This window comes from Clostridioides sp. ES-W-0018-02 (genome assembly GCF_020658175.1).
Lineage (GTDB): Bacteria > Bacillota > Clostridia > Peptostreptococcales > Peptostreptococcaceae > Clostridioides.
The window spans coordinates 135,359-147,758 of the sequence record NZ_JACVVY010000007.1 but is presented as its reverse complement, the minus strand read 5'-3'; the positions used below and the strand labels follow the sequence as shown (position 1 = coordinate 147,758).

The following is a 12,400-nucleotide window of genomic DNA, read 5'->3' as shown; positions in this document are numbered from 1 at the left end:
GCTCAACTTGCATGTGTTAGGCACGCCGCCAGCGTTCATCCTGAGCCAGGATCAAACTCTCAAATAAAAGTTTATCAGGCTCAGATACTATTGTTATCTAAATATCTGGCTTTATGGTTTGTTTCTTAATATAAATTAACCTACTGTTTAATTTTCAATGTTCGTATTTTTTCTTGTTCCTTTTTTTCAAGGACAAGTAATACTATACCATCATTCAAACAGTAGGTCAATACTTTTTTTATTATTTTTTAGAAATTTTTTTCATATTCTTTTTTTAGCTTTTCTACGACCTTTTTTTCTAAGCGAGAAACAGTCATTTGAGATATATCTAATTCTTTAGCTATACTAGACTGGGTTTTATCGAAGAAAAATCTATCTTTAAATATTTTTACTTCTAACTCATTTAAAGTTTCAATAAACTTATTAATAAAATCTTCGTATTCTATACTTCCGAAATTACCTTCTTCTTTTCCTATTTTATCAATAAGAGTTATGTCTTTGTCTTCTGAATCATCATTACTTGATGAATCTAAAGACATAGGTTGATAACCATAAGATGCTTCCATAGCCTCTAGTACATCTTCTTCACTAACTCCTATATAGTCAGCGATATCTTTTACCTTTGGATGTTTTTTATTTTCTTGCTCTAGTTTAATTTTCGCATCACTTATCTTTTTGCTTAATTCTTGTATTCTTCTTGGTACTCTAAGTGTCCATACTTTATCTCTAAAATATTTTTTAATTTCTCCTACTATAGTTGGTGTTGCAAAACTGGAGAATTCAAATCCCTTTTCAACATCATATCTATCAATAGCATAAATTAATGCTAATGAAGCAACTTGATATATGTCTTCAAAATCAACACCCTTGTTTATATACTTTTTAGCTAACAACCTTGCTAAATATAGATGTCTTTCAATAAGAATATTCCTGATATCTACGTTTTTATTTGTATTATATAAATTAAATAGCTCTTTTGTATCCATATTTAGGTAATGTGTAGCATTAGCTACATTTTTCATTAAATATCAACTCCTAAATACTTAGTCATTTTTATTTTTGTTCCTTGATTACATTCTGATTCAATATCTACATCATCCATTAAAGTTTTAATTATAAATAATCCAAGACCACTTTCTTTTGGATTCTCTAAATCTGGTGTACTTATTGAGCTAACATCATATCCTTTTCCATTATCTTGAATCTCTATATTAATTGCATCGTCTAAAATATTAAATACTATATTGAATACATCATCATTACTGTGTTTTATTGCATTGGTACATGCCTCTGATACTGCTACCTTTATATCTTCTATCTCATCTATTGGAAACCCCATTTTATTTGCAATCCCAGACGCTGTTAATCTTATTATGCCTACATAATCTGGATTTGTAGTAATTTCCATCTTTATAGTTTCACAAGCCAAAATTTATCCCTCCACTTTAAATATTTTATCTAGACCTGTTATAGTAAAAATTTTCCTAACATTACTCTTAGGATTTACTATGTATATCTCTTTTTCATTTATTTTTAGTTTTTTTAAAACACCTATCATAGCTCCTAAACCTGTAGAATCTATATAATCTAAATCTTTAAGATTAATCTTTACATCCAACATGTTTCTTTCTATTAAACCATGTAAATGTTCTTTTAATTTATCTGCTGTAGAGACATCAAGTTCTCCATCAATACAAACATTCCAAAACTTATTTTGAGAATCTAAATTTGAATCTATATTCATAGACATGTAAAAACCTCCTATTTTCTCTTAATAATTTTAAATATATTACCTATACTCAATATCTTATTAATTACATAAACTATATCATCTATTCCCTTTGATATTGATGATGCATTTTCAACAATATCTTGTATATGTCTTTCATTGTAATCTACAATCTTATAAGCTTTTTCAACAACTTTATTTAAACTATTTAGAGTTTTAGCTAAATAAATTGCTACTATAAGAGCCGAACTACCTACTAACACTGCTCCTATTTGCCACCCCCATGCATTCATTAGTTAACATCTCCCTCGTCGTCAAAACTTTTACTTATTACTATATCTTCTTCTGAAATTTTTATATCTTCTTCATTATTATCATCATCTACTAAAGTTATTATTCTCTCTTTAACATCATTAAATGTTTCATGTAGAACTTCTTTTGGGTTTTCTTTCACTTTATCAAACTTATCTTTTGTCTCTTTTCTTAACTCAGAACCTTTTTTTGGTGCAAGAAACATACCAAATATAAAACCTAAAATGGCTCCTATTAATAAAAATCCACCTTTTTTACAACCTCTTTTATTACACATAACAACTACTCCTTTCAATTTTAAATTTTTATCTAAGTACATTATACAAAAAGAATAGGATATTTATCCTATTCTTCTTCAATATTTATTTTAGCAATCGAAACTACATTCACTTCTTCATTAGTCTTCATTAATTTAACACCACTTGTAACCCTTCCAAATAGTGAAATTTCATTAACTCTTATTCTAATAAGAACTCCATCAGAATTTATAATCATTATCTCATCATCTTCATTGACCATCTCTGCACCAACAATTGTACCAGTTTTTTCAGATATGTTATAAGTTTTAATTCCTTTTCCAGCTCTTATTTGGCTTCTATATTCTTCTATATTTGTTCTTTTACCAAAACCATTTCTACTGACAACTAATACATCTGTACCTTTACTACAAAGATTCATAGATACAACAAAGTCTTTTTTACTTAAAGTTATACCTTTTACACCCATTGCTGTTCTACCCATATATCTTATATCATTTTCATCAAACCTTATAGACATACCTTCATTAGTTACTAAAAGTACTTCCTGTTTTCCATCTGTTAGCTCTACTCCAATAAGTTCATCATCATCTCTTAAACCTATAGCAATAAGACCAGATTTGTTTATATTTTTAAACTCTTCTCGTTTAGTCTTTTTAACGATACCTTTTTTAGTTGTAAGTAATAAATATTCATTTTCATCATTACCATCTATAGGTATTAAAGTTGCAATCTTTTCGTCTGCTGACAATTGAAGTAAGTTTACTATAGCAGTACCTTTTGCTTGTCTCTTACCTTCAGGTATTTCATATGCATTTAATTTAAATACTCTACCCTTATTTGTAAAGAACAGTAATCTACTATGAGTAGTTGTAGTTATCAAATGTCTTACAAAGTCCTCTTCTCTAGTTGTAAGTGCTGAGATACCTCTTCCACCTCTTTTTTGGCTCTTATAAGTATCAGATGGAAGTCTTTTTATATATCCAAAGTGAGTAAGAGTTATGGCTATTTCCTCATCACTTATAAGATCTCTCATATCTATCTCGCCTTCAGCATGTCTTATTTCTGTTCTTCTTTCATCAGAATAATTTTCTTTTATTATTGTCATTTCATCTTTTATTACATTTAAAAGTAATCTTTCATCAGCCAAAATTTCTTTTAATCTATTTATTTTCTTTATTAAGTCTTCATACTCAGCTTCTATCTTATCTCTTTCTAGACCTGTAAGTCTTTGAAGTCTCATATCTAGTATAGCTTGAGCTTGAATCTCAGTTAGATTGAATTTTTCTACTAAACCTATCTTAGCTTCTTGGCCTGTTTTTGAAGCTCTTATCAAGCTTATAACAGCATCTATATTATCTAAAGCAATTTTTAATCCTTCTAAAATATGTGCTCTTGCTTCAGCTTTGTTTAATTCAAATTTAGTTCTTCTTGTAACAACATCTTCTTGATGTTTAATATAATGATATAGTATTTGCTTAAGATTTAAAACTCTTGGTTGACCATCTACAAGAGCAAGCATTATTATACTAAATGTATCTTCCATTTGAGAATGTTTATACAGATTATTTAATACTATATTAGCATTAGCATCTCTCTTTAATTCTATAACAATTCTCATACCATTTCTATTACTTTCGTCTCTTAAATCTGATATACCTTCTATTCTTTTTTCTTTAACTAACTCAGCTATTCTCTCAACTAATTTAGCTTTATTTACTTGATAAGGTATTTCTGTAACTATTATCTGTTGTTTTCCTTTTGGAAGTTCTTCTATAAAAGCTCTAGATCTAACCTTAACTTTACCTCTTCCAGTTCTATATGCCTCTGCTATATTCTCTTTTCCCATTATAATTGCAGCTGTAGGAAAATCTGGACCTTGTATAAATTTTATTAAGTCCTCAACACTACAATCTGGATTGTCAATCAAATGTACAGTTGCATCAATTACTTCAGCTAAGTTATGTGGAGGTATTGAAGTTGCCATCCCAACAGCTATACCATTAGACCCATTCACTAATAGATTGGGATACCTTGCTGGTAGTACTGAAGGTTCTTTTAATGATTCATCAAAGTTTGGTTTAAAATCTACAGTTTCTTTTTCTATATCTCTTAATAATTCTAATGATAATTTACTCATCTTAGCTTCTGTATAACGCATTGCCGCTGGTGAGTCTCCATCAACAGAACCAAAGTTACCATGACCATCTACTAAAAGTGCTCTAGTTGAAAAGTCTTGAGCCATTCTAACCATTGCAAAATAAACAGCAGTATCTCCATGTGGATGGTACTTACCTAAAACGTCCCCAACAATACGGGCTGACTTTCTATATGGTTTATCTGGTGTTAAGTTTAATTCACTCATTGAGTATAGTATTCTTCTGTGAACTGGCTTTAGACCATCTCTAACATCAGGAAGAGCACGTCCAGCTATAACACTCATCGAATAATCGATATAAGATTTTTTCATTTCTTCCGCTATTTCAATAGGGAGTATTTTGTTATTTTCTTCCATGTATACTAATCCCCTCTCTCTATATATCTAAGTTTCTAACGAATCTTGCATTTTCTTCTATAAATTCTTTTCTTGGAGCAACCTTATCACCCATAAGCATTGAAAATACTTCATCTGCAATTGCAGCATCTTCTACAGTTACTTGCAATAAAGTTCTTGTATCAGGATTCATAGTGGTATCCCATAATTGTTCTGCATTCATCTCTCCAAGACCTTTATATCTTTGAAGTTCTGCACCATTTCTTCCAATTTCATCTAATAAAACATTTAATTCTTTATCTGAATAAACATAATGTTCCTTTTTTTGCTTTGTTACTTTATATAAAGGAGGTTGTGCTGCATAAACATACCCCTCATCTATAAGAGGTCTCATGTATCTAAAGAAGAATGTTAATAGCAAAGTTCTTATATGAGCTCCATCTACATCGGCATCGGTCATAATTATAATTTTATGATATCTAGCCTTATCTATATCAAAATCTTCTCCTATACCACAACCATAAGCTGTTATCATATTTTTTATTTCGTCTGAAGATAATATTCTATCTAGTCTTGATTTTTCGACATTAAGTATCTTACCTCTTAATGGAAGTATCGCTTGGCTATTTCTATCTCTACCTTGTTTTGCGGAACCTCCCGCTGAATCTCCTTCGACTAAGAATATTTCACTTTTAGCAGGATCTTTTTCTGCACAATCTGCTAATTTTCCAGGTAAAGATGTGCTTTCTAAAACACTCTTTCTTCTTGTTAATTCTCTTGCTTTCTTTGCAGCTTCTCTAGCTCTTTGTGCTCTCAAAGCTTTATCAACTATTATTCTAGCTGTTGCTGGATTTTCCTCTAAGAAAGAGCCAAGTTCATCAACTGTTACACTATCAACTACACCTCTCATAAAACTATTACCTAGTTTTGTTTTAGTTTGTCCTTCAAATTGAGGTTCTGGTAATTTAACTGATACTACAGCTGTAAGTCCTTCTCTTATATCTTCACCTAATAAGTTAACATCATTTTCTTTTAAGAATTTATTTCTTTTAGCATAATCATTTACAGTTTTAGTAAGAGCTGCTTTGAATCCACTTAAATGAGCTCCTCCTTCATGCGTATTTATATTATTTGCAAAAGAATATATGTTCTCTGTATAACCATCCGTATATTGCATAGCTAATTCGACAATACAATCATCAACTTTTTTATCTATATAAACTATGTCATCATGTATTCCAGTTCTAGATTTATTTAAATACTTAATATATTCTACTAGACCACCTGTATAGTGAAATTCTTTTCTTTTTTCTTGATTTTCTCTTTTATCTTCAAATACTATTTTTATTCCTTTATTTAAAAAAGAAAGTTCTCTAAGTCTATATTCTAATGTTTCATATTTAAACTCTATTTCATCAAATATAGTAGCGTCAGGCATAAATTGAATTATTGTTCCTGTACTTTGAGATTCTCCAACTATCTCAATCTTAGATGTTGGTAGACCTTTTTCATATGTCTGCTTATATATTTTTCCATTTAAATAAACTTCTGCTATCATCCATTTTGATAATGCATTAACTACAGAAACACCAACTCCATGAAGACCTCCAGATACTTTATATCCTCCGCCTCCAAATTTTCCTCCTGCATGAAGATTAGTTAATACTGTTTCTAAAGTCGATTTTCCAGTCTTAGGATGTGTTTCGACTGGGATACCTCTTCCGTCATCTTTTACTAAAATACTGCCATCTTCATTAATAGATACATATATATTTGAACAATAGCCTTGTAAAGCCTCATCGATACTATTATCTACAACTTCATAAACTAAGTGGTGTAAACCTCTTGGGCTTGTACTACCAATATACATACCTGGTCTTTTTCTAACGGCCTCTAATCCCTCTAATACCTGTATCTGACTTGCACCGTATTCTTGTTTCATTTAATTTCCTCCATTCTCTATGCTAATAACATTGCCGTTTTCAATATTAAATATTGTAACATCCTTTTCATCAAATATTTTTTTATGTGAAATTTCAGCACTTGTTATAAACATTTGAACATTGCTTAAATTATTTACTAAAAGTTTTTGTCTTGCTTCATCTAACTCACTAAAAACATCATCTAAAATTAATACTGGATATTCTTCAACCTCATTTTTTATTAATTCTATCTCTGATAGCTTTAATGATATTGAAGCAGTTCTTTGTTGACCTTGTGAACCAAAAAGTCTTGCATCTAAATCATTTATGAATATATTTAAGTCATCTTTGTGTATACCATATCTAGTAGTTCTAGATTCTATATCATTAGGTCTATTTGATGACAACTTGGCTAAAAATTTATTATATACTGTTTCTATAGTATCTTCGTCAGTTATATTTATTTGAGTTTTATATTTGATTGATAATTTTTCAACTCCATTAGTCAAATTCATATGCATATGTTCAGATATATTAGCTATCTTTTTTATAAAGTCTCTGCGTAAAATATAAATATAACTTCCGTATTTTGCTAGTGTATCATCATATACATCTAATAAAGCTTCATCAACATGCATGCTTTTTAGAACTCTACTTCTTTGAGAAAGTATTTTATTGTAATTAGTAAGATAATTATAATATTTAGGAATAATTTGGCTAATCTCTTTATCTATGAAAGTCCTTCTCTCTTTAGGACCTTCTTTAACCAGTCTTAAATCTTCAGGTGAAAATATGACAACATTTAAGTTGCCAAGTAATTCCTGCATTTTTTGCAAAGGAACTTTATTTATTCGTATCCCCTTTTTATCTTTTCCAATAATTAGCTCTATTAGACTATATTTATTATATTTTGAAAAACTTCCTCCAACATATAAATTTTCACTATTAAATCTAACCATTTCTCTATCTTTGTTGGTTCTAAATGACTTGCCAAAAGAAAGCATATAAATAGATTCTACTATATTTGTCTTTCCTTGACCATTTTTTCCAACAAGAAGATTCACTTTACCATTAAATTCCAGATGCAACTTTTCATAATTTCTAAAATTAACAAGCTGCAAACTTTTAAGTTTCACAAAAAGTTCTCCTTTTTTACAATACTTTTATTTTAGTTCCTTCTATCTCAACTATATCTCCTGATTTTATCTTTTTCCCTCTTCTTAATTCTATTTCATCATTTACAGTCACTAAACCTTCTTGAATTAAAAATTTTGCATGACCTCCAGTTGATGCAATCTCTGCTAGTTTTAGGAATTGATCTAACTTTATATAGTCTGATTCTATAGTTATTTCAGTCATAAGAGTTCCTCCTTGCCATTATTTTAGGTAAATAGGTATTAATATACTAAAAGTATATTATACCATAAAAATACTTGCAAAAGGAGTTGCCTAAGATTAGAAAAATTTTTCTACAAAAGACAACTCCTTAATATCTACTATATATTAGATGATATTCTTACTGGAAGTAATAAGTAAATATAATTAATATCATCTGTTGGTTTAATTATACAAGGATTTACATTTGTAGTAAATTCTATAAATATTTCCTCATTATCTATATTTTTCAATCCTTCAATAAAGTATCGAGAGTTAAAAGCTATATCTAAATAATCTCCATCTAAATCTATTTCAACTTCTTCATAGACATTTCCTTTTTCTGTATTAGAAGTAATTGCCATTACTTTATCCCTTATAGATAATTTTATAAGGTTATTTTTTTCTGATTGAGACAATAAAGATGCTCTTTCTATACTATTTAAAAGTTCTTTAGTATTTAACTTTACTCTACTATTATGCTCTCTTGGCAATAATTTTTTATAATCAATAAAATCTCCTTCAAGTAATCTTGTAATAATTTTTGTATCATTAATTATAAAAATAGCATTTTTTTCGTTAAATCCAACTTTAACATTATCTTCTCCAGAAAGCAAGCTATTTACATCTATAAGTGTCTTTCCTGGAATTATTACTTTTATATTTTCAGTTAAACTATCAACTGAACAGCTTTTTACAGCTAATCTATAGCCATCAATTGCTACTAGATTTAAATTTTTATCTACAATTTCTAGAAGTTCTCCCATTAAAACAGGTTTTGTTTGGTCTTGTGAAATAGCAAATACAGTTTGTTTAATCATATTTTTTAGGAGTTCTTGAGGTATGCTGTATAAATCTTCTTCATTTAATTCTGGTAGTTTAGGAAATTCTTTAGCTGCATATCCTTTAATTTTAAATCTTGAATTTACACAATTTATGTAAATATTATTTTCTGAATCTGTTTCTATCTCAACAAAAGAATCTGGTAATTTTCTAATTATATCTCCAAATAATCTTGCATCTACAACAACATCACCTTTTTCTATAATCTCTGCTTGTACATAAGTTTCTATTCCTATCTCCGCATCATATCCAGTAAGTTTTAACTGGCCTTCTTCTGTAGATATAAGTATACCCTTTAATAGTTCTATAGTTGTTTTTCCATTAATAGCTTTTTGAGCAATCCCGATTCTATTTGCTAGGATTTTTTGATTACAAATTATTTTCAATGTGGATAACCTCCTCTGGCTTTTTATATAAAAAAATAAGTTAAAATCATAGTAGTAATAGTAGTAGGTGTTGTTGATAATGTTAATAAGTACATGTAACATTATAAATGCAAAGATATCAACATGTGTATAAGATGTTGATATCTTTGTTATTTTATACTTAATTATTTGTTAATAAATTTTAATATAAAAAAGTTATTCAATAGATATAAACAGACAATTGTGTATAAATTATCCCTTTAAATCTGATATAATTTTGTCTATTTTAGTCTTAATTTCTTCGCTTTCTTCTATGTCTCTAGATACTTTATCATGAGCATGAATTACTGTTGTATGATCTCTTCCTCCAAATTCTTCACCTATTTTAGGGAGAGACAAATCAGTAAGTTCGCGCGTTAAATACATAGCTATTTGTCTTGGAAAAGCTATTGAACGAGTTCTTTTTTTAGAATTAAAATCTTCCATTTTTAAATTGAATACAGAAGAAACTTTTTCTTTTATTCTAAGCACATTGATTTCTTCATTTTTAGAAGTTGTTATAATATCTTTTAAAGCTTCTGTAGCAAGATCAAAAGATATCACTCTATTACTAAGAGAAGAGTAAGCAACTACTCTAGTTAAGGCACCTTCTAGTTCTCTTATATTTGACTTAATATTTTTTGCTATATATGACATAACTTCGTTTGGCACTTCTATACGTTCTAGTTGAGCCTTTTTTCTAAGGATAGCAATCCTTGTTTCAAAGTCTGGTGCCTGAATATCAGTTATAAGTCCCATTTCAAATCTCGATCTTAATCTATCTTCTAGTGTAGGTATATCTTTTGGTGGTCTATCACTAGAGATAATTATTTGTTTATTTGCCTCATGAAGAGTATTAAATGTATGGAAAAACTCTTCTTGAGTTCTTTCCTTCCCAGCTATAAATTGAATATCATCAATTAATAAGACATCTACATTTCTATATTTATTTCTAAATTCTTCATTTTTATCATCTTTTATAGAGTTTATAAGTTCATTAGTAAATTTTTCTGAAGAAACATAAACAACTTTTGAATCTTTTTTTTGGCTGACAATATGATGTCCAATAGCGTGCATTAAATGAGTTTTACCTAAGCCAACCCCTCCATACAAAAAAAGTGGATTGTAAGCTTTAGCAGGAGATTCAGCAACTGCAACACATGCAGCATGAGCAAATCTATTGCTATTACCAATAACGAACGTATCAAATGTGTATTTTGGATTCAGGTTAGGGTAAAGTACTCTATAATTTAAATCTGCACTATCAGAATTTAGGTCAGCAACTTCTTTTTCGCTCAATACAAATTTAATATTATACTTTTTTAATGACAGTTGATTTATAGCATCTTCAATTAAATGCAAATATCTATTTTCTAGAATATCTTTATTAAAATCACTAGGAGCTAGTAGTATCAAGTCATTAAGATGTATTTTTAATGGTACGATGTTTTTAAAAAAGGTATTAAAACTTACTGAAGTTAAGTCACCTTTTATTAATTGCAGGGTTTTGTCCCATAAAGAAACTATATCCATAATATAAACCTCCGAACAGAATAATTAATATTTTCCACAAAGTTATTAACAGAAAAGCAAAAATATATATAAATTTTACAGAATAACTAAATTTATGGATAATGGTGTTGATAAATTAATAATAGTATAAATTATTAAAAAAATATGAAAAGATATAAACAATATGTAGATAAAGTTATAAATAACATAAACATACAATAAATGGTGATTATAACTAGAGTATTGTCAGTAATCTTAAAAGTTATACACAAAAGTATCCACAAGCTGTGAATAATTTTTAATAAGTTGATAACATTTATACACATTATCAACAAGTATATTTATAATATCAAAATATATGTCAAACTTCAATGATTTGTAACTAATTTATCCACAATATTAACTAATTGTTGATAAAAATATAAACATGTTAAATTTGCTTTATTTGTGTATATAATTGAAAAAAATAATTTAGAATAAAATTAAATAGATTTTTACTAGTATTTTCAATAAAAAAAATACATAATATATATATGGTAGATTTTGTGATGCAAGCATACCAAAAACTCGTTGACAACGATAGTAAAAGTATTTATAATTATATGTGTTATGTTTACTTTGAGGGTAAAGTTATTATTTTTATAAACGGAAAATGAAATCTGAAAGGCGGTGCAAAATAATGAGTAAAAGAACTTATCAACCAAAAAAGAGACAAAGAAGTAAAGAACATGGTTTCAGAAAAAGAATGAAGACGTCTAACGGAAGAAACGTGTTAAAAAGAAGAAGAGCTAAAGGAAGAAATAGATTAACTCATTAATTACAAAAGGGCCGCTGCAAAGGTGGCCTTTTTGTGTAAATAATTACAATGCATAGCTGTGTTTATGGAGGTTAACTATGGACTTTAATAGGACAAAGGGGTTAAAAAAAGACTCTGATTTTAGAAAAGTATATAAACACGGCAAATCTTTTGCAAACAGATATTTAGTAATATATATACTTAAAAATAAATCAGATTATAGTAGAATAGGTATTTCTGTTTCAAAGAAAGTAGGAAAAGCTATCACTAGAAATAGAGTAAGAAGATTAATAAAAGAAGTCTACAGATTAAATATTGATGAAAAAATTAAGCCTGGATATGATATAGTATTTATAGCAAGAGTATCTAGTAAAGATGCTAGTTTTAAAGAGATAGACAAGTCTATAAAAAATTTAGTTAAAAGAACGGATATTTCTCTTTAAATTGTATGCTATAAATATGGAGGTTAATAATTTTGAATAAAATAATTTATATATTAAAGGAAATAAGTAGGTATTTATCGAATTTATGTATTTATTTAGTAAAATTTTATCAAAAGTATATATCTCCCTTAAAGGGACCTACTTGTAGATTCTATCCAACTTGCTCACAATATTCAATAGAGGCATTTAAAAAATATGGATTTGTAAAAGGTATGTACTTAACAATAAGAAGACTTCTAAAATGTCATCCTTTTCATCCAGGAGGTTACGACCCTCTAAAATAAAAGAGAGTAACTATTAGGAGGTATAAAAAA

14 protein-coding genes and 1 rRNA gene are annotated in these 12,400 nt (G+C 28.3%); 3 read left to right on the top strand and 12 right to left on the bottom strand.

Annotated features, from left to right (window positions below; translation table 11 throughout):
- From IC219_RS15795 to dnaA, 12 genes are all read right to left on the bottom strand, one after another.
- Positions 1-67: ribosomal RNA gene (locus tag IC219_RS15795) — 16S ribosomal RNA — on the bottom strand; the annotation flags it as partial.
- Positions 68-248: 181 nt separating this feature from the next.
- On the bottom strand, positions 249-1,022 hold the full coding sequence (locus tag IC219_RS15790) for a SigB/SigF/SigG family RNA polymerase sigma factor (protein ID WP_227436593.1): 774 nt from the start codon (positions 1,020-1,022) through the stop codon (positions 249-251).
- On the bottom strand, positions 1,022-1,429 hold the full coding sequence (locus IC219_RS15785; protein WP_227831492.1) for an ATP-binding protein: 408 nt from the start codon (positions 1,427-1,429) through the stop codon (positions 1,022-1,024). Before IC219_RS15785 ends, IC219_RS15790 begins: the two co-directional genes overlap by 1 nt.
- A gap of 3 nt (positions 1,430-1,432) precedes the next feature.
- Entirely contained in the window at positions 1,433-1,750 is a 318-nt protein-coding gene (locus IC219_RS15780; protein WP_227436590.1) for an STAS domain-containing protein, read from the bottom strand.
- Between the two features lie 11 nt (positions 1,751-1,761).
- Complete coding sequence (locus IC219_RS15775; protein ID WP_054272124.1) at positions 1,762-2,022, bottom strand: hypothetical protein; 261 nt, start codon at positions 2,020-2,022, stop codon at positions 1,762-1,764.
- The gene (locus IC219_RS15770; RefSeq protein WP_227436588.1) at positions 2,022-2,318 is read right to left on the bottom strand and encodes a YtxH domain-containing protein; all 297 of its coding nucleotides are present in this window, start codon (positions 2,316-2,318) and stop codon (positions 2,022-2,024) included. The genes IC219_RS15775 and IC219_RS15770 overlap by 1 nt, the downstream gene beginning before the upstream one ends.
- A gap of 68 nt (positions 2,319-2,386) precedes the next feature.
- A complete protein-coding gene (gyrA, locus tag IC219_RS15765; RefSeq protein WP_227436586.1) occupies positions 2,387-4,813 on the bottom strand; it encodes a DNA gyrase subunit A in 2,427 nt (808 codons plus the stop codon).
- Positions 4,814-4,832: 19 nt separating this feature from the next.
- Positions 4,833-6,734: a DNA topoisomerase (ATP-hydrolyzing) subunit B gene (gene gyrB, locus IC219_RS15760; RefSeq protein ID WP_227436584.1), complete on the bottom strand. Its 1,902-nt coding sequence runs from the start codon at positions 6,732-6,734 to the stop codon at positions 4,833-4,835.
- Positions 6,735-7,850: a DNA replication/repair protein RecF gene (gene recF / locus IC219_RS15755; RefSeq protein WP_227436582.1), complete on the bottom strand. Its 1,116-nt coding sequence runs from the start codon at positions 7,848-7,850 to the stop codon at positions 6,735-6,737.
- 16 nt (positions 7,851-7,866) lie between these two features.
- Positions 7,867-8,073 (bottom strand): S4 domain-containing protein YaaA, encoded by a 207-nt coding sequence (yaaA, locus tag IC219_RS15750; protein WP_227436580.1) that lies wholly within the window; start codon positions 8,071-8,073, stop codon positions 7,867-7,869.
- A 137-nt stretch (positions 8,074-8,210) separates the two neighbouring features.
- Positions 8,211-9,317 carry a DNA polymerase III subunit beta gene (gene dnaN / locus IC219_RS15745; RefSeq protein ID WP_227436578.1) on the bottom strand — a complete coding sequence of 369 codons (1,107 nt, stop codon included), beginning with the start codon at positions 9,315-9,317 and terminating at the stop codon, positions 8,211-8,213.
- Positions 9,318-9,548: 231 nt separating this feature from the next.
- Positions 9,549-10,868 carry a chromosomal replication initiator protein DnaA gene (dnaA, locus tag IC219_RS15740; protein WP_255613010.1) on the bottom strand — a complete coding sequence of 440 codons (1,320 nt, stop codon included), beginning with the start codon at positions 10,866-10,868 and terminating at the stop codon, positions 9,549-9,551.
- A gap of 658 nt (positions 10,869-11,526) precedes the next feature.
- On the opposite strand from dnaA, the gene rpmH reads away from it, so the two are divergent.
- From rpmH to yidD, 3 genes are all read left to right on the top strand, one after another.
- Entirely contained in the window at positions 11,527-11,664 is a 138-nt protein-coding gene (gene rpmH, locus IC219_RS15735) for a 50S ribosomal protein L34 (protein WP_003420485.1), read from the top strand.
- Positions 11,665-11,741: 77 nt separating this feature from the next.
- Positions 11,742-12,086, top strand: coding sequence for a ribonuclease P protein component (rnpA, locus tag IC219_RS15730; RefSeq protein ID WP_227436576.1), 345 nt, complete (start codon positions 11,742-11,744; stop codon positions 12,084-12,086).
- A 32-nt stretch (positions 12,087-12,118) separates the two neighbouring features.
- Positions 12,119-12,370 (top strand): membrane protein insertion efficiency factor YidD, encoded by a 252-nt coding sequence (yidD, locus tag IC219_RS15725; RefSeq protein WP_227436574.1) that lies wholly within the window; start codon positions 12,119-12,121, stop codon positions 12,368-12,370.
- Positions 12,371-12,400: the final 30 nt, after the last annotated feature.

What these genes read in the sequence shown, in the direction of transcription:
- rpmH (WP_003420485.1), top strand. Translation starts at nt 11,527, where the DNA reads ATGAGTAAAAGAACTTATCAACCAAAAAAGAGACAAAGAAGTAAAGAA.
- yaaA (WP_227436580.1), bottom strand. Translation starts at nt 8,073, where the DNA reads ATGACTGAAATAACTATAGAATCAGACTATATAAAGTTAGATCAATTC.
- IC219_RS15770 (WP_227436588.1), bottom strand. Translation starts at nt 2,318, where the DNA reads ATGTGTAATAAAAGAGGTTGTAAAAAAGGTGGATTTTTATTAATAGGA.
- IC219_RS15775 (WP_054272124.1), bottom strand. Translation starts at nt 2,022, where the DNA reads ATGAATGCATGGGGGTGGCAAATAGGAGCAGTGTTAGTAGGTAGTTCG.
- gyrB (WP_227436584.1), bottom strand. Translation starts at nt 6,734, where the DNA reads ATGAAACAAGAATACGGTGCAAGTCAGATACAGGTATTAGAGGGATTA.
- gyrA (WP_227436586.1), bottom strand. Translation starts at nt 4,813, where the DNA reads ATGGAAGAAAATAACAAAATACTCCCTATTGAAATAGCGGAAGAAATG.
- IC219_RS15780 (WP_227436590.1), bottom strand. Translation starts at nt 1,750, where the DNA reads ATGTCTATGAATATAGATTCAAATTTAGATTCTCAAAATAAGTTTTGG.
- IC219_RS15790 (WP_227436593.1), bottom strand. Translation starts at nt 1,022, where the DNA reads ATGAAAAATGTAGCTAATGCTACACATTACCTAAATATGGATACAAAA.
- dnaA (WP_255613010.1), bottom strand. Translation starts at nt 10,868, where the DNA reads ATGGATATAGTTTCTTTATGGGACAAAACCCTGCAATTAATAAAAGGT.
- rnpA (WP_227436576.1), top strand. Translation starts at nt 11,742, where the DNA reads ATGGACTTTAATAGGACAAAGGGGTTAAAAAAAGACTCTGATTTTAGA.